The following is a 14,616-nucleotide window of genomic DNA, read 5'->3' on the forward strand; positions in this document are numbered from 1 at the left end:
TCCAGACAGGCCTGCTCGTTTTCATGCTTAGCAGCGTGACGATGGTCTTTGCTGGTGGCGCACTTGTAGTCTTTGCTGTTGCTCTCTATGCAGTCTTATTTGGGTGATCTATGAATAAATGGATTTTGCTGTTCGGCATGTGCTTAGCGCCCCTGGCAAGTGCTAGCGCTACTGAAAAATCATGCTCGGTTGTTTCGTGTAATGCGGGCGACAAAGCTACGACTCACATAGAGGACGTCGGGTCGCATTACTTCGCCTGCCCCACGAAAGAGATTTCCGAGTACGTTAATTTTGTCTGGGCGCTGGTGTATACCAGCTATCAAATGACCGGAAGCCTGCCAAACATTTCACCAAAAACGGGGGAGCCAGAATACGAAGGCCAATCAAAGTCGATGATTGATTCGCTTCGCTCTCAAGCAGGTGTATCAACTTATGATCAGGCTCAAGGGCAATGTGCAAAAGGCCGGAACAAGATTCAGGTGATGGTTATGAACAACCCAAAAGACTCACTTTCAATTTGGGTAGCGGATAAAAACAACAAAGCGTTCTGGATGCCGAAGGCATTTCTGAATAAGCGCTAAACCTTGCCGTCATACCCCAGCGATGCATGGATCGCCTGACCGCCGATAAGCCCGACAACCGTCGCAGCGCCAAGCGTGCGGCGGATGAACTCCTTGTTCGTTAGTAGCGCTGGCCCCATCACCGGGCGCGCTGGAATCTTCGGCGTGCCGAATTCGTGGTAGACCATCTTCGGGTCGGTTGAGCCTATGACTGACTCAAGAACTGAAGTTGTATGGCTGAAGGATTCGCCCATCTCTCCAGACGCACGCAGAGGCGATTCGGCCGGGTAGCCCATCTTGGCTTTGTGCTCTTCGGTAGACTCAGCCAGCTCAGCCCAGGCTGGAAAAGGGCCAATCCCTGGCTGGTAGTGCCCAATCTCAGCTTTTGCGGTCCGCTCAACGCGTTCAGCGCACTTCTCAAGCCCTGCATGAAGACTGGCAAGCAATGCAGCCTCTTGCCCGGCCAGGTGCATCGCCAGGCTACCCAGGTCTTTGAACTCCATGGCTCAATCCTTCTTGTCGAACTGCATGCTGTGCCAGTTCCAGACGCCCGAGCCCTCGAACTCCGAGAACAGGATGGAGAAGGCGAAGCGCTCGTAGTCTTCCAGCGGCCCGCACTCGAACAATCTATCGAACGGAACCCCGTTTTTCACCAGCCAACAATCCCGGCGAAACTCGGGGTTCGTTGCTAGTTTTTTGCTGCGGCCTGCTCGGCGCCAAGGCCTTCCTGAAGTGCTTTGGCGTCAGCTTCAGCTTTGGCCGCCTTGTACTTCTCTTCGAAGTGATCGTTGATTGCAGCCATGCCCTCTTCGCCCAATTCTTGCAGCACAGCCTCGATCTGTTTGTTGGTCTGCGGCAGGCCAAAACCAACGTCGTCGATGTAGACGACCATGGCGGCTGGCAGCGCGAAGCCCGACATGTAGGTCTGGTTGCCGGCGATTTCACCGCCGACGGCCATCACGATCCGCCCCTGCTCCAGCGGACCCAGCTTACGGAGCTGAATAGTCCGGCCGAGGCTGTCGTGGATCGTGGTGAATTTGGGTTTTTGGTCAACGTGGACCGGTGCAGCGGATTCGGTAACGGTCAATTTAGCCATGGGTAAAGCCTCTGGTCAGTGAGTCGTCAAGGAGCATGGCGTGCGGGGTGACGAGTCCCGCGCCCTGCGAGCCGGGCTGCCATGCAAAACAGGTATCAGTTAGCCTTGTAGCGACGACGGGCAGTGAAAGTCATGGTCTGGTGAATGGTCTTGTCACCTTCTTTCTTGCCAGCGTCTTCAAACTTGTAAATCACGTGCGCGTAGCGATATATCGAAAGGCTTCCGTCAGTGTTAGTGATGGTTTCGGTGATGGTCCCGGGCGCCTGATTGATACCGCGGTAATAGTCATCCTCGAACTGTGCCCACCAGTCATCGAGAGTCCCATCAACGCGCTCTACGCCAATCGAACCAGTCCAACCTTTGGGTATCAGAAGCTCATCTGTCTGCCCGTTGAGTGGAGTTTTTTCGTCGCTGGTTGTCTTGGGCTTACTCTCGAAAGTCATTATTTTCGGGATTCGAATTGGACCGTAAGGCCCATTGATGTCGACGGCGACATCTTTCCCTGTGTTGTATCCACCTTGCATGGCGTTCTCCAAATAAAAACCCGGCTCTAGGCCGGGCTGGGAAGTGGTTTTCTGCGCCTGTTAGCGCGGAGTGGCGGACGCAACGATCGTGACCGATTGACCCGCTTCGAGATTGACGAGGAAGTAGCGAATCACCGAAAGGTACTTAACCTGCACGTCAGCCTGCATATATCCGAGCGCCACACGGGATTCAGGGTTGTTGCTGGCTTCGATCTGAACCGAGTATGCAGGGCCGCCATTGACGTCGCCGATCATCCCTTGGATGCGCAGCGTGTCGAGGAAGCTTTCCATTGTCGACTTGGTGGTGCGGCGCACATCCGGGGTCTGCAACTGGCCGATCACACCACCAAACGAAGCGGCAATGGTCAGCGAGATGAAGTTTGTCATCCGGGTGTAGTTGTCACCATTCACCGCCGAGTTGCTGGAGCAGTTCAGGCCGGAACGGTGGCCGAAGTAGCTGCCGCCCGGGCATGGGTTGGTGATGACGTCAAGGCGTGCAGTGTTGATCGCGCCGATTTCGGCAATGCTGTACGGCTGCTGCGCCAGGTTGCGCTGAGTCGATACCGCGTTGGTGATCGGCTTGTTCAGTGCGTTTTGGTTCGGCGACAGTGCGGCAATCTTGGCGGCAGAGAAGGTCGCTGGAGCGATCATGCGCTGCTGGCCGTTAACCTGATCCTGCCAGTAGACCCAATCGCCCGACATCACCTTCAGCGCGTAGCTGTCACAGCCGGCGGTGGTCAGCGCGGTGGCGACGGTGGTGTAGGAAGCCCCTGCAACGCCCTGAGTGACCATGTAGCAGCCTTCGGACAGGCCGTAAGTGAGCATGGTTGGCCACTGGGTGGAGTCGGTCACATCGACCAAGTTAGCGACCTGTGCGCCAGTCCCGCGCAGCGCGTACATGCCTTTACGAGCCGTACCAATCACGCCGTCAGTGCCGACCAAAACCGAATCGGTCAGGGTTGTGTTGCCGGAAGTGCCGGTGGTGAACGCGACCGTCTGGGTCACTGCGACTGGGGCCAGGGCGGTAGAGCCCACGGTGGCCACAACCAGCTGAGAAGCACCGCGAATGCCGGATTGACCGTTGTTCACCGCGCTCACGATGTTCTGCCACAGCGCCAGGCCGGAGCCGGTGATGTTGTCGAACACTTCAGGCGATACGCCTGGGAGCGAGATGGTCAGTTTCCAGCTGGATGCAGCCGAGCCGGTGGCCAGTGTCGCGCTGAGCGAGTTACCCAGTGTGCCGGTGTAGTACGCGGTCAAGGTCGCGCCAGTAGCTGCGGCGGTGTCCTTGAGCGTGCTGGTGGCAGCGGTGTCAGTGCCGTCGGTGACGCGCACGGCGCGGATGTTCGATGCACCACCCTGGATCGACACGGCGATAGCGGTGCACAGGTCGTACTTGCGCACGGCCTGGGTGCCGAACTTCTGGGAGGCATCACCAGGCGAGCCAACCAGAGTAGCGCTGTTCACCGGACCCCAGTCGGCGATGCCGACGATGCCCAAAATGTCAGTGGCCACACCGTTGATGTACCGAGTTTTCGGTGGGACGATCTGGATGTAAAGGTCCGGGGCCTGAAGCGCCGCCGTGTTCAAGCTGCCTGCCGGGTAAATGGGCATGGCGTCCTCCTAATGAAAAAGCCGCCTCAATGGGCGGCTTCTTGTGTGTGGGTTTCGCTTGTTAGGCGTTGGCGACTTTCAGGACTTTGTCGGCGCACTCACCGGCCAAGACTGCGGCAACCTCGTCTGCGTCAGTGATCGACTGGCCGACTTGGTAGTCAGCAAAGGCGAACTTGACGGTGAGGTTGAATGGCGATGGCGCTGCTTTAGCCTTTGGGGCTGGCGCTGCGACTGGGGTATCTGGAGTATCGGAGTCCATGGCGGGCCTCAAAGGTTAAGCGTTTTCATGGTTTGCCCGGACTGGGCGTTCACAATGTTCAGCACTGGCGCGATCACTTCGGCCGCATTCAGCACTTGAGTTGTTGCGTAATCGATGGTGTAGAACAGGTCGATCCGGTAGAGGTCGGCCTTTTGGAGTTGGTCGGTCATCAGCGACCCGCCTGAGCGGATGATGCCGAAGGAGCCATCCAGAAATGAGATGCTGTTGCTGTCGGACAATGCAGAATCGAGTGGACTTGCCACAGCGTCACGCGCTGCCGGGCTGTTTGCCCAGACGATGAGCTGCACAGACTGCTCCTGGCGCTTGGTCTCCTTGTAAGCAGTACCGAATCCACCAACGCGAGCGAGGACCGCATGAGCTCCTGTGAGCGTGATAACCGGGCCAGCGCTAGAGGCGCCAGGCACAAGGTACGCAAGCGCAGTGGCGGCGCTCGTCAGCGTGTCTGACTGCTGTACGGCATAGACATAGCTGGTGCCGTTCAGGTTGATCATGATGTTCTGCGCGCTGATCGTCCCGGAGAGGGTCACGACCGATCCGGAGACCGTCATGGTCAGCGTGTGGACCGGCGCAGTCAGCGGAACCCAGGTTTTGCCAAGGTAACGCGTGGTGCTGCGATCCTTGCCATGCGGGTAAACGCTGATGTGCGCAATCCCTGCAGCCAGGTCGGCCTCAAGCTGCTCAGGAACCGGCCAGCCTGGGTAAACCCGGATGGGGAACCCGGCAACGCTTGGTTGGCCGGTTCCGTTCGGGTAAACCACAGCTGCAATCTGAGCGGCGGCCTGCTTTAGTACGTCGGTCAGACTCGCCATATCACACCTGTGCCTGCATTGCGGTGATGCGCCAACCCATATCGGTAAGCTCAGCGCTCGAAATGATGTACTTGCGGCCAAGCTCGTCGCGGATGATGTCGCTCGTGCGCAAGATGATCCCCGGGTAAGCCGGCATCAGGATCGCCCACCATGGTGTTTTCACGTCCAGTGGCAGCTTGGCGTCGTTCGTCTCGCCCTTGGTCCCCTGCAAGATGCTGGCGGGCCAACCTTGCATCAGTGGCGCCTCAGTCGCCCGAGTGCCACCGGAGTAGGCGCCAAGACCAACGCTTTGATCCTGCTGATCGCGCAGAACGCTCACGATGCGATTCGTCTGCACGCAGTAGATGGGCAACGTGTCCTGCATGGCGGCGATGAAGAACGTCCCCTGACGACCTACCAGGAAGTCACCCGGGGTAAACGTGCGAGCGTCGAACAGACCAAGCCAGGTGGCCTGACCGTACTTGTTCGGCGCGGAGTAGCTGAAATTCGTGGTGAACGACGCGGGCAGCGTCTGCAAAGCGGTTGACGACAGCGGGTTACTGGCGCTCGTGGCGCGAAATTGCTGGTAGTCGAAACCGATACGCTTGGCTGCCTGCCCGTACCCTTTGTAAATCTTGGCCTGGAGCTTTGTGCCGTCCATATCAGCTCCTGGAGATTCGTGTACCGCCATTTCCAAGGCTTGGACCTGGCGCAATGCCAATGAACGAGCACAGTTCGCGCCGCCAAAGCCTGTAAAGCTTCATGCGGTCTGACACTTCGTTCTTGTTGTGCACCCAAACTGCGGCTTGATCGGTGTCAAGGTTCTCGGTTGAGTCCGTAACCGCCGTCTCCAGCCCTGATAGGGTTGTCAGAAACGTTACGATGCGGGTTTCTTCTTCCGGGCGCAGTGTTGAGAGGCGGTGATAAAGCGTCTGCCAGGTTCCTGGCGAGACCCAGCCGTAAGCCAGGTCACGGCTATTGTCAGCAATGGTGTCACCAAGCATCGGGTAGCCAATGAAGCGCCGAACGTCGGCCAATTGCTGATCAGTTAGCATTTACTCGGCCTCTTTCGCCGGAACCCAGCCGCCGGAATAGTAGTTTTGCACTTCGTCAGGGTGAACCTGGGCGGTGTGCGGGGCGCTGTAGACGTGCGGATCGCGAACCATGTTCACGTAGGCAATTTCGTCAGCCACAACTTCAGCTACGCCATCGTCGGTGCCATCAGATTTCTTAGCCATGATCTTCTCCATGAATGGCCGCCAGTCGCCCGGCGGCCAGGGCGATTAGCCCAGCAGAACAGCCGTGTGGGCTGGCTTGATGTTCGCGCAACCCCAGGCAACCGAGATCTCGTAGCGAACGCGGCGATATTGCTTGTACATAGCCACTTCAAAGCTCATGCCGGTACGCGGATCGGTGATCAGCATGCGGTCATCAGCCATGTCGCCTTCTTCCGGCAGGGCTGGAGTACGGGTGGCCAGAACGATTGCCGAGCGCGGGAACGCGAAGTTGGCAGTGAATGCGCTCGCAACGGTTACGGTTGCGCCCGAAGCCACAGCAGCACGCAGGCCAGGAGCGCCGATGGTGACGTTGCCGCCCGACAGCGCAGTGGTTACCACGTACTTGTAGTTGCCGATGGTCAGCACGTCGCCAGCAACGATGGTGCCGGTGCCGGTTTGGACTGGGATCAAAGTTGCGCCGACAGCCAGAGCACCGTTGGTGACGTAGCTCGCGCCAGTACCTGGGGTATGGGAAGCCACGCCTGCCGATTCGCGCAGAGTGAAGCCGTGCAGTTCAAGCAGGGTGCCCTGGGCGCGGAGGCTGGTGGTGCCAGCTTCGTTGGCCTTGGTCAGCTGTGCCAGGGTGCGCAGAGCGGCGCCGGAAGTGGTGTCGATCACGCACTGCAGGTCGCTCAGCGGAGCACCGTTATCCGAAAGGATCTTACGGACTTGGGCGGTATCGCCGAGGGTGGATGCGAACGGCGTGGTGCCGGCGGTGCCAGTTGCGCGCGAGGCGCCATAGGCCAGTTGGCCCAAGTCAACCTCGATTTCGTTAACGAGGGTGCGCATTGCCTGCGAAATCTGGTCCCGACGAATGCTCGCGTAGCCTGGGCCGGTGTTCACGCCCTTCTGCTCTTCACCGGTCCAGCGGAATGGAACCATCCGAGATTTGGTGATGCTGAAAGGCGTGTTGCCGACAGTCTGATCACCGTCATCTGGGGGCAGTTGACCTGGAGTGACGTTTTCAGCGGCCTGAGCGGCGGTGATCGGAATACGGATCGCCTGGTTGAGCGCGGCGCGCTCAGCGGTAGCGTCCAGCGTAACGGACGGGATGAAACCTGCCAGTTCGCGGGAAACGATATCAAGCGATTCGTAGAGGTCCGGGACCAGGCTGGTAAGGGTGTTGGCCATTTGGATGAATTCCTTTAATCAGAAATAGGTGCGCCAGCCTTGACGTGCTCCATCTGCTTGGCAGGTGGTAGAGCTTCGAACTGGGCGCGGGAAAGTTTTTGCGCGCCACCCGTAGCCGCACCGCCAGATGCACCGCCGCCACTGGCGCCAGAGCTTTTCAGGATTTGGTCGCGATACGGATAGCTGTCGACGAGGAGTTCCAGGGCTTCGTCAAAATTGGCGATCTCACCTGGATTGCTGCGACTGAAGAGCTTGTTGCCGGTCTTGTCGTATGCAACGACCTTCCCGTCCTCAACCTTGAACTGCTCGCCGAAGCGCGCACGGACCAGATCAGAGGGGATTGCCAGCTTGTCGGTGATGAATTTCGAGCGGTCGAAGCTGCCACCAACCTTTTCGGTTACCAACGCGGCATTCAGCGAATCGCGTTCAGCAACGATTGGGGCGTACTTCTCTTCAACGGCCTTGATCGCTTCAGCGCGGACCTTTTCGACTTCGCCGGCATCCACCAGCTTTTTGGCGTCGAAGTTCTTGATCGTTTCAAGCGCTTTGCGGGCTTCGGCAGGATCGGCGATCCCCTCGAAGGCCTTAAGAGCGCCTTCAGCCCCCTCAGCACGTTCACGATTGGTCTTTGCTTCAGCATTCAGGCGGCTGATCGTCGCTACGGTGCCTTGGGCATCGAATGCGACATCTTTGCCGTCATCACTGACATAAACAGGTTTGCCATCAACAACTACTACGTGGCCTTCTTCGTCGATTTTAAGTTTCATGCTGGTCATCCAACCCTTTGGTAGGCCATCCGGCCCGGCGCGGCGCTATCCATCCGGAATCGCGCCCATAAAAAAGCCCCAGCGAGTGCCAGGGCGGTGTTCGGTGATTGGGTTAAACGCCTGGGAGCGTTACCCCTTGTTTCGCTGGCTGGACCTTGATCCGGTCCTGCTCTTGCTGCCAGGTAATGCCGTCCTTGACCATTCCGCGCCGCTGAATCTCGCTGAACAGCGTTTCATTGGACAGAACACCAGCAACGTTCATCTCTAGCAACAGGTCAGCGGAGGCTTCTGCAAGCGATGCAGCGCCGAAGTCTTTGTAAATGGACAGGTGCCCACCCTCACTCTCTCCGATCCACTCAGCCATGAGCTGCATAGCCTGGTCGAGCGAGTCCTCTACGTCCTGGGCGATGCGCTGTAGTGCGCACATTCCGGGCTCGTTGTCGGAAAGGGTCTGAGCTACGGTGATCTTGCCGGGCTTTATTACAAGCAGCTCGGCACCCACCTGCCGCATGCGGTCCTCAATGTCGAGGATTGAAACGCGTCCAGACTCAATCGCTTTGCCTGTGTGCTCAACGTATGTGAGCGTGGCGCCGATCTTGTCAGATGTGATTGCAGTAGCAGAACCAACAGTGAGGTTGTCCTCGTCGCCGAATCCAACCCCAAACAGGATAGGTACTCGCGCAACGTGCAAAATGGTCTGCTGATCCGACTTCGACTGCCAGTGCTCGACGTTCATGAACGCAAGCTCGCGCAGAGGCGGCATGGCCTGCATGAAGCCAAGGCGCTTACCGTAAACTGGCACGAACGGAATCTTGGTCAGGGTTGATTTCCCTTGAGCGTGAAGAAGCCACTCCAAGTCACCCTGGGCGTTCTGCTTCTCGCGGTATGTCTCCCAGCGGCCCTGGAAAAGTACACGGACCTGGTCGATTTGCTTCTCGCTGAATTCGTCGACTTTTTCGGTCACGGCCTCAAGGAAGCGCAGCATCGTGAAGGTCTCAACCCCCTTGATGCGTTCCGATGCGTAGTCAAGGAGGTTGTCTGCGCAGATCTGCACAAAGTACGGCCGGACACCTGCAGCAACCTCTTCGGCCTTGTTCCGGATGCCCGCTGCCTGCGGATAGTCAACTAGAATCCCGCAGATGCCGTATGCCATCGCCTCCTCCGTAATGCTGGCGGCAAAGGAATGCATGTTGCGGCCTTGCAAGTCGATATCCTCGCAATACTCAAGGATCGTCTTGGGCGTGTCTTCGCCGTAAGTGAGCGGCCTGGAAAATGGCTTGCCGCACAAAACATCTATGGTGCGGGCAAAGGCCGGGAAGAGAGTCGCTGTGCCCAGGCGAGCGTTGTAGAAGCCTTGATCTTCATTCGGCCACTGAGGGAGGTAGGTGGTTCCTGCCTCCCGCATCTTTCCAGTCCCGCCAAGCAGGGCCTTGATCATGGGCCAGCATTCCGCCATCGCTTCGATTTTGGCGGAGCGCTTGCGAACGCTATTGCTCATGGCGTAGTCCAGTTATGCGGAGAATGGGCGAATGGTGGTTGTGCGCTTGACGATCGGGAAGCGCTTGATAATGAAGTATCCGAGTGCGTCGTTCGGGTCTTCCGTTCCATCTTTGTTCGGCTCACCAGCATTCGGCTTGCCGACTTCGGCGTATGTCTGCTGCTCTAGAACGCTGGTAGCGACCGGGCACAGCTCGGTATTGACCAGATAGCGCCGCTCGCCTTCGCCATTCAGGAACATGGCATTGACAGAGAGCACGCGGTCACGCACTTCAGGGTTAGCCGGGTTGACCACTAGAGTGAAGCCGGCAGTCCGCAACAGACTGTGGTCTGTCTCGCTCCCGTTGACGCTCTTGCGGTTCTTGCCGCTGGCATCTGGATAGATCGAGATGTGATGGCCTGGGTATTTCTCTTGCAGGGCAACGATCATCGCCGGGGTGTCGAATACGTGCGTAATTTCACCCAGCAGCATCGGCTTGCCATCGCGGATGACATGGACCATCGCCGCCATACGGCTGATGTTGAAGTCCATGCCGACGTGCAACGGCTCGCCAGGCTTGATGGTCTCGCTAGTATGGTTTAGCACCCTGTCGAAGCTCGGGTACACACTGCCTGACACAAGGTTGACGAACTTGCCGTCGATATAGGCATCCACCAGGTTCGCCGGGTAGGACTCCTTCAGCGACCCTATGTAGTCCTTTGGCAGGTTCTTCGCGTTATCCCGTGTGCTGGCATGCACGATGCCATAAAGCGGGCGCTGACTTGGACTGGTGGCCAGCTCGCGCACGAACTTGCGATAAACCCAGTTGTAACCTTCAGGTGTTGTCGTGACGTCGACAGTGTTCTGGTCACGGCCAGGCCAAACAGTCGACATCCGCGCAATGATCTTCTTCCAGGCGCTATCGGCCTTCTTGATCGGCATACAGTCGATCTCGTCGACCAGCGCGTGGGCAATGTTGAAACCGACGATACGGTGCGGGTGCTCCATGCTCTTGCACACAATGGTGCTCAAGCAGCGCCCAAGGTTGTCGCGCAGGTAGACGCGCTTCTTGCTTGGGACTATGTCAGCGAACAGGCCAAAAGAGGAAGCAACCTCCGGCATCGTCTCGTAGAAGATGTCAGCAATCTGCGGATAGGTCGGAGCGAAGTAACCCTGTGGAATGCCTGGGTGCTCAAGCGCGTTGATGCACATGCGCACACAGCCGACAAAGGTCTTGCCGCTACGGTATCCACCAACAAACGCCGAGAACTTCTTGGGGTAGCTGATGAACTCGAACTGTGGCCTATTCAGCTTCAGGGTCGCTTGCATCTTCCACCCCGATGATTACTTGCTTCGGCTCAGGCAGCCCTTTGTTCGGATCTTCCAGTTCTCTGCGCAGCTTCTCGTTAGTCAGGCGCTTGGTCTCAAGGTCTTCGCGGGTCTTGGTCAGCGATTCAATGCGGCCAAGGTAGCGGTCGTAAATCTGGTCGAGATTGCTACCGCTGCCACACCCTTCCTTGCTACCAGTCTCTTCAGGCGTACCCAATGACTTGAGAACGCGACCAATGAGCACCTTTGCCAGCCTCAACTCATCGTCTACCCGCTCTAGCTCAGCACTATCGAATGAAATCTGTTCTTCATCAGTGAGGAATTGACTGTAGATCCCGTGCTTACGGGCGTTCTGGTTGCCGGAGGCGTTCTTCGGGCCTGTACTCTTGCCGCCGTGCAGCTTGCAGCGAGAGGAACCGGGCACCGCGTGACGCTTACATGGTTCCCCGTTGCCGCGCTTCTTTGCGCCGCATAGGGCCATAGTCAGCCTCATTCATAGGGTTTGTTTTTCAGGATGGCGTGTTGAACGTCGTTCGAACGCCATTCAATGCTCATTCGGTTGGCTTGGTCACGGTGAGCGTTCGAATCTTCCCGCCTGTGCAGCTGTCACGCTTCATGGCCATCTCGATTGCCTGGTAAGCAGACGCGCCCATGTCGAATGCGGTCAGTGCGTGGTCCATACCGCTGCCGATAGCGTAGGGCCGGTCGAGCAGCATCGGAGTCTTGGAGAGCTTGCCCTCGTAGTACCCGATCAGAGTAAGCACGCCGTCCTGGGCGACAATAGCCTCTGCTCCGCACTCACCGACGATCTCCTCACCAAAGAAGAGGCCGATCAGCTCATTGATCTCGCTCGTAGCACCAGTACCTAGGAAGAATGCACCATCGCGCTCTCTCAGCTTGTCGAAGTCGTCGTAGACGATTGTGCGACCAGCCGTTACTCGACCGTCATAGGCGATGATGCCGTCCTTGTAGGCGATCGTGGTCATTGGGTCGCCTCGTCAGTAGGGATCACTTCACGGTACCGCTTAGCGATGCGCGCCTGGGCTTGGAGCTTCTCGTAATCAGCCTCAAGGCCGGCGAGATAAGCGAAGGTATGCACTGCCACTACGTAGAACCTGAACCACCACGGGTAATAGGCCTTCAGTGTGAGCTTGGCCATATCAGTCACCGTGGGTGTACGAATAGAGTGGCGCCGGCAATGAGCTTGGCGCCCTTTGGTTTAATCGTCGCCCTGGACCTTGATGTCTTCCCCGTTGAGGTAGAACGTCACCGTCACTGTTGGGCATTTACCAGCAAGGCTTTCCGTAACCACGCTCTGCTGCATGGGCAGGATGACGCCATCCTCGGTAAACAGGGCAAATGGCCGCTCCTTGCTTTCCTTGGGCCTTTGCGTCAAATGGCCTGTTGCGCCAAGAGTAATGGCCGCAATGGCATGCGGAACACGCTTAATGATCAGCTTCATCGCGAGTCACCTTTGATTTGCTTCAGATGGTCTTGCGTGCCAGCGCTACAGCTTCAGCCCACAGAGGTGGGAGCGTGTACCCGACGGCGCTCAGGATCTTTTCCAACTTGTCGACGACATCGGCAGCTGGGGCTTCTGGTTCTGCCTGTGCGGCCTCGACCATTTGAGCCTCAACAACCGGCGCGACCTCGGGGGCCACTTCAGCCACAGGCTCAACGTCTGGGACATGCTCATCTACCGCGTCTACTGGAGCGTCTTCGGTGCCGGGGATGGTCTTACCAAATTCATCCAACATGTCGTTCCCCTTACAGCTTCTTGGCCAGTGCGACCAGGTGGTCCCACTCGGCTTCGATGTCGTGACCAAGGGTCAGCAGCAGAGCTTTGAGGGTGTCGGTGTTTACTGCTGGAACGGCAGGCGCCGGAGCGGCTACGACAGGCACAGCGACCACAACGGCTACAGGCGCGGCCTCGGCTACAACTGGCGCAGGCGCTTCATCAGGAACAACTACTGGGGTTTCGTCAGACATGGTTGGAGCCTCGATAAAGAATTTCGCAATCCATGCAGGAAGGATGCTGTGGATGATCCAAGCAATAGTGGTTTTCATTTGTCACCAGACCTGCGCGCTTGCGCTTCGGGTTCATTCAGGCACTGCTCGCAATGCAGGTAGCGGCACAGCCAGGCCTTGACACGCGGCCAGTGGTTAGCCACGAACCAGTGTCTTAGGCCAGCCAATGCAAGCGCTCCGTTGAAGGTGACGCCAGCAGTAGTAGGCGAAATGAATATCGTCTCGCCACGAGTTGCAATGACAAAGCCCGATACCGCGATAGCTGCATAAATGATCTTGCCGACAATGCCGTCTCTCACCTTGTGACTCAGTACGCACCACATAGCCCATAGGGAGATGATGGCGATAAAGGTTGTACTCAGGTCTTGAATGCTCATGGGTTGCCTCCCCCGAACTTCGAGCGAATCAGCGCCCAAAGGTCAGCGGCTTTGATGGCGCGGTTGACGGCGGTCATCATCGACCCGCCAAAGGCACCCAAGAGGAAACCGACGCCGGCAACGTTGCTGGGGTCAACCACATCAAGCTTGATGCAGACAATTCCGGTCAGGTAGAAGGCGCAGGCGATGCCGGTGACCAAGAAGATCACCCAGGAACGCCAGTCGGTTAGATCATCCTTGTGCCACCAACTGGCGACAACGGCCCCAACGATACCAGCCAGGATCAAGTCAGCTTTGTCGAGCAGGCGATGAAGGAATTCCATGCGCTCGACCTCTCAGTTGCATGAGTGAATAAAAAAGGGTGGTGTGAGCACCCAAACGCTGGGGAACAACGGAGTAGGTCAGCCCCAAGCAGCACTCCCGGCTCAGGGCAACGGGTGTGGTGGAGCTGAAAACGAAAAAGCCCCGCACAATGGCGAGGCCTCTAAATGAACTAGGGCATTTTTTGCACTAGTTGGAATTGGTGCCGGTTACCTTTATCTGGCGCCGAGTGTTTCCACCTGGCGGTGCGTTCCGGTCTGATCCTCAGCGATTTGCTGATTCACTGCCGGTGTAGCGTGTTGCAGATGGCCGGCGCTGATCTCCGGCATGGTTGCACTTTTCGCATACTTCTTGGGCGTCCAGATCCGGGACCACGGGCACACCTTCACGCCTGCGAGGTTTATTGATCCATCCGTGTAAATTTCACTCAGCAACCGAAAACCCGCGATTCACTAAGGTCGCGCAACAGCCTGCGCATTCATCTGCATCGGTAAAGCTCATCAGCTGCCTGTGCGTCCCGCATTTCCGCTGAACTGCTGCCAGTGCCACCGCTCCGAGGCGGCCTACGGTGATGAGCTTTCCGATAAAGACGACCGCATCTGCGGGCAAAGGCTATCTTTCGACTCCCGCCGGGTAGGACAAGCCTTCGGCCCACGGCATTTGGCGCGCAATAAAAAGCCCAACACAATGGCCGGGCTTTCTTCTTGCACTACATACAAACGTACATAACCCAAGATGACGTAATATTCGGACACGCGGACATTTAATGCAAGCGGTATTTATGCCTGCGAGGTAAGTTTTTTGATCCTTTCGCGAAAATGAGCATCGTTATCAGTCCAAATCCCCCAATCCGCATCCCAAAAGCAATGCTCGTTTGGTGCTTTTCCCACGTCAGATCCGTAAGTTTCTCGGCTTATCGGTCGGATTGACTGTGCAGGTTCTAAAGCCTCTCTGACTTTTACTTTCATGATGTACCCCATGGCCTATCCAGACTCGCGTAGAAAACCCCGCACGCAGCAGAACCCGCAACGAGGCGAACCAATACCA

Annotated in this window: 23 protein-coding genes; 1 reads left to right on the plus strand and 22 read right to left on the minus strand. The window is 57.5% G+C overall.

Annotation, left to right across the window (positions count from 1 at the left end):
* Positions 1-110: 110 nt before the first annotated feature.
* Complete coding sequence (locus BFL40_RS29940) at positions 111-581, plus strand: hypothetical protein (RefSeq protein WP_071487330.1); 471 nt, start codon at positions 111-113, stop codon at positions 579-581.
* On the opposite strand, the gene BFL40_RS29945 is transcribed toward BFL40_RS29940, so the two are convergent.
* The 22 genes from BFL40_RS29945 to BFL40_RS30040 all read right to left on the minus strand — a co-directional run bounded on the left by BFL40_RS29945 (position 578) and on the right by BFL40_RS30040 (position 13,571).
* Complete coding sequence (locus tag BFL40_RS29945; RefSeq protein WP_071487331.1) at positions 578-1,063, minus strand: phage virion morphogenesis protein; 486 nt, start codon at positions 1,061-1,063, stop codon at positions 578-580. The genes BFL40_RS29940 and BFL40_RS29945 overlap by 4 nt on opposite strands.
* Positions 1,064-1,066: 3 nt before the next feature.
* Complete coding sequence (locus BFL40_RS34160; RefSeq protein ID WP_159440216.1) at positions 1,067-1,213, minus strand: hypothetical protein; 147 nt, start codon at positions 1,211-1,213, stop codon at positions 1,067-1,069.
* 35 nt (positions 1,214-1,248) lie between these two features.
* Positions 1,249-1,656, minus strand: a complete 408-nt coding sequence (locus BFL40_RS29950; protein ID WP_071487332.1) for a hypothetical protein — start codon at positions 1,654-1,656, stop codon at positions 1,249-1,251.
* A 95-nt stretch (positions 1,657-1,751) separates the two neighbouring features.
* Complete coding sequence (locus tag BFL40_RS29955) at positions 1,752-2,180, minus strand: hypothetical protein (protein ID WP_071487333.1); 429 nt, start codon at positions 2,178-2,180, stop codon at positions 1,752-1,754.
* A gap of 60 nt (positions 2,181-2,240) precedes the next feature.
* Positions 2,241-3,794, minus strand: a complete 1,554-nt coding sequence (locus BFL40_RS29960; protein ID WP_071487334.1) for a phage tail protein — start codon at positions 3,792-3,794, stop codon at positions 2,241-2,243.
* A 61-nt stretch (positions 3,795-3,855) separates the two neighbouring features.
* Entirely contained in the window at positions 3,856-4,053 is a 198-nt protein-coding gene (locus tag BFL40_RS29965) for a hypothetical protein (protein ID WP_071487335.1), read from the minus strand.
* Between the two features lie 8 nt (positions 4,054-4,061).
* Positions 4,062-4,883 carry a hypothetical protein gene (locus BFL40_RS29970; protein ID WP_071487336.1) on the minus strand — a complete coding sequence of 274 codons (822 nt, stop codon included), beginning with the start codon at positions 4,881-4,883 and terminating at the stop codon, positions 4,062-4,064.
* A 1-nt stretch (position 4,884) separates the two neighbouring features.
* Entirely contained in the window at positions 4,885-5,523 is a 639-nt protein-coding gene (locus BFL40_RS29975; protein ID WP_071487337.1) for a hypothetical protein, read from the minus strand.
* Between the two features lies 1 nt (position 5,524).
* Positions 5,525-5,917, minus strand: coding sequence for a hypothetical protein (locus BFL40_RS29980; RefSeq protein WP_071487338.1), 393 nt, complete (start codon positions 5,915-5,917; stop codon positions 5,525-5,527).
* Complete coding sequence (locus BFL40_RS29985) at positions 5,918-6,100, minus strand: hypothetical protein (protein WP_071487339.1); 183 nt, start codon at positions 6,098-6,100, stop codon at positions 5,918-5,920.
* 45 nt (positions 6,101-6,145) lie between these two features.
* Positions 6,146-7,270, minus strand: a complete 1,125-nt coding sequence (locus BFL40_RS29990) for a major capsid protein (RefSeq protein ID WP_071487340.1) — start codon at positions 7,268-7,270, stop codon at positions 6,146-6,148.
* A gap of 14 nt (positions 7,271-7,284) precedes the next feature.
* On the minus strand, positions 7,285-8,037 hold the full coding sequence (locus BFL40_RS29995; RefSeq protein ID WP_071487341.1) for a DUF6651 domain-containing protein: 753 nt from the start codon (positions 8,035-8,037) through the stop codon (positions 7,285-7,287).
* 112 nt (positions 8,038-8,149) lie between these two features.
* Positions 8,150-9,535 (minus strand): DUF4055 domain-containing protein, encoded by a 1,386-nt coding sequence (locus tag BFL40_RS30000; RefSeq protein ID WP_218027737.1) that lies wholly within the window; start codon positions 9,533-9,535, stop codon positions 8,150-8,152.
* A gap of 12 nt (positions 9,536-9,547) precedes the next feature.
* A complete protein-coding gene (locus tag BFL40_RS30005) occupies positions 9,548-10,843 on the minus strand; it encodes a terminase large subunit domain-containing protein (protein ID WP_071487342.1) in 1,296 nt (431 codons plus the stop codon).
* Positions 10,818-11,324 (minus strand): HGGxSTG domain-containing protein, encoded by a 507-nt coding sequence (locus tag BFL40_RS30010; RefSeq protein ID WP_235864663.1) that lies wholly within the window; start codon positions 11,322-11,324, stop codon positions 10,818-10,820. The genes BFL40_RS30005 and BFL40_RS30010 overlap by 26 nt, the downstream gene beginning before the upstream one ends.
* 70 nt (positions 11,325-11,394) lie before the next feature.
* Complete coding sequence (locus BFL40_RS30015) at positions 11,395-11,829, minus strand: proteasome subunit beta (protein ID WP_071487344.1); 435 nt, start codon at positions 11,827-11,829, stop codon at positions 11,395-11,397.
* Positions 11,826-12,002 carry a hypothetical protein gene (locus tag BFL40_RS34165; RefSeq protein WP_159440217.1) on the minus strand — a complete coding sequence of 59 codons (177 nt, stop codon included), beginning with the start codon at positions 12,000-12,002 and terminating at the stop codon, positions 11,826-11,828. Before BFL40_RS34165 ends, BFL40_RS30015 begins: the two co-directional genes overlap by 4 nt.
* Before the next feature lie 60 nt (positions 12,003-12,062).
* Positions 12,063-12,305: a hypothetical protein gene (locus BFL40_RS30020; protein ID WP_071487345.1), complete on the minus strand. Its 243-nt coding sequence runs from the start codon at positions 12,303-12,305 to the stop codon at positions 12,063-12,065.
* Positions 12,306-12,327: 22 nt separating this feature from the next.
* Complete coding sequence (locus tag BFL40_RS30025) at positions 12,328-12,600, minus strand: hypothetical protein (RefSeq protein ID WP_071487346.1); 273 nt, start codon at positions 12,598-12,600, stop codon at positions 12,328-12,330.
* Positions 12,601-12,610: 10 nt separating this feature from the next.
* Positions 12,611-12,910 carry a hypothetical protein gene (locus tag BFL40_RS30030; protein WP_071487347.1) on the minus strand — a complete coding sequence of 100 codons (300 nt, stop codon included), beginning with the start codon at positions 12,908-12,910 and terminating at the stop codon, positions 12,611-12,613.
* Positions 12,907-13,248, minus strand: a complete 342-nt coding sequence (locus BFL40_RS30035) for a hypothetical protein (RefSeq protein ID WP_071487348.1) — start codon at positions 13,246-13,248, stop codon at positions 12,907-12,909. Before BFL40_RS30035 ends, BFL40_RS30030 begins: the two co-directional genes overlap by 4 nt.
* A complete protein-coding gene (locus tag BFL40_RS30040) occupies positions 13,245-13,571 on the minus strand; it encodes an MFS transporter (RefSeq protein WP_071487349.1) in 327 nt (108 codons plus the stop codon). Before BFL40_RS30040 ends, BFL40_RS30035 begins: the two co-directional genes overlap by 4 nt.
* Between the last annotated feature and the right edge of the window lie 1,045 nt (positions 13,572-14,616).

The organism is Pseudomonas costantinii (assembly GCF_001870435.1).
Lineage (GTDB): Bacteria > Pseudomonadota > Gammaproteobacteria > Pseudomonadales > Pseudomonadaceae > Aquipseudomonas > Aquipseudomonas costantinii.

What these genes read in the sequence shown, in the direction of transcription:
- BFL40_RS30040 (WP_071487349.1), bottom strand. Translation starts at nt 13,571, where the DNA reads ATGGAATTCCTTCATCGCCTGCTCGACAAAGCTGACTTGATCCTGGCT.
- BFL40_RS29975 (WP_071487337.1), bottom strand. Translation starts at nt 5,523, where the DNA reads ATGGACGGCACAAAGCTCCAGGCCAAGATTTACAAAGGGTACGGGCAG.
- BFL40_RS30000 (WP_218027737.1), bottom strand. Translation starts at nt 9,535, where the DNA reads ATGAGCAATAGCGTTCGCAAGCGCTCCGCCAAAATCGAAGCGATGGCG.
- BFL40_RS30020 (WP_071487345.1), bottom strand. Translation starts at nt 12,305, where the DNA reads ATGAAGCTGATCATTAAGCGTGTTCCGCATGCCATTGCGGCCATTACT.
- BFL40_RS34165 (WP_159440217.1), bottom strand. Translation starts at nt 12,002, where the DNA reads ATGGCCAAGCTCACACTGAAGGCCTATTACCCGTGGTGGTTCAGGTTC.
- BFL40_RS30015 (WP_071487344.1), bottom strand. Translation starts at nt 11,829, where the DNA reads ATGACCACGATCGCCTACAAGGACGGCATCATCGCCTATGACGGTCGA.
- BFL40_RS30025 (WP_071487346.1), bottom strand. Translation starts at nt 12,600, where the DNA reads ATGTTGGATGAATTTGGTAAGACCATCCCCGGCACCGAAGACGCTCCA.
- BFL40_RS29955 (WP_071487333.1), bottom strand. Translation starts at nt 2,180, where the DNA reads ATGCAAGGTGGATACAACACAGGGAAAGATGTCGCCGTCGACATCAAT.
- BFL40_RS29970 (WP_071487336.1), bottom strand. Translation starts at nt 4,883, where the DNA reads ATGGCGAGTCTGACCGACGTACTAAAGCAGGCCGCCGCTCAGATTGCA.
- BFL40_RS29965 (WP_071487335.1), bottom strand. Translation starts at nt 4,053, where the DNA reads ATGGACTCCGATACTCCAGATACCCCAGTCGCAGCGCCAGCCCCAAAG.
- BFL40_RS29940 (WP_071487330.1), top strand. Translation starts at nt 111, where the DNA reads ATGAATAAATGGATTTTGCTGTTCGGCATGTGCTTAGCGCCCCTGGCA.
- BFL40_RS30030 (WP_071487347.1), bottom strand. Translation starts at nt 12,910, where the DNA reads ATGAAAACCACTATTGCTTGGATCATCCACAGCATCCTTCCTGCATGG.
- BFL40_RS30010 (WP_235864663.1), bottom strand. Translation starts at nt 11,324, where the DNA reads ATGGCCCTATGCGGCGCAAAGAAGCGCGGCAACGGGGAACCATGTAAG.
- BFL40_RS29995 (WP_071487341.1), bottom strand. Translation starts at nt 8,037, where the DNA reads ATGAAACTTAAAATCGACGAAGAAGGCCACGTAGTAGTTGTTGATGGC.
- BFL40_RS29990 (WP_071487340.1), bottom strand. Translation starts at nt 7,270, where the DNA reads ATGGCCAACACCCTTACCAGCCTGGTCCCGGACCTCTACGAATCGCTT.
- BFL40_RS29960 (WP_071487334.1), bottom strand. Translation starts at nt 3,794, where the DNA reads ATGCCCATTTACCCGGCAGGCAGCTTGAACACGGCGGCGCTTCAGGCC.
- BFL40_RS29985 (WP_071487339.1), bottom strand. Translation starts at nt 6,100, where the DNA reads ATGGCTAAGAAATCTGATGGCACCGACGATGGCGTAGCTGAAGTTGTG.
- BFL40_RS30005 (WP_071487342.1), bottom strand. Translation starts at nt 10,843, where the DNA reads ATGCAAGCGACCCTGAAGCTGAATAGGCCACAGTTCGAGTTCATCAGC.
- BFL40_RS30035 (WP_071487348.1), bottom strand. Translation starts at nt 13,248, where the DNA reads ATGAGCATTCAAGACCTGAGTACAACCTTTATCGCCATCATCTCCCTA.
- BFL40_RS29980 (WP_071487338.1), bottom strand. Translation starts at nt 5,917, where the DNA reads ATGCTAACTGATCAGCAATTGGCCGACGTTCGGCGCTTCATTGGCTAC.
- BFL40_RS29945 (WP_071487331.1), bottom strand. Translation starts at nt 1,063, where the DNA reads ATGGAGTTCAAAGACCTGGGTAGCCTGGCGATGCACCTGGCCGGGCAA.
- BFL40_RS29950 (WP_071487332.1), bottom strand. Translation starts at nt 1,656, where the DNA reads ATGGCTAAATTGACCGTTACCGAATCCGCTGCACCGGTCCACGTTGAC.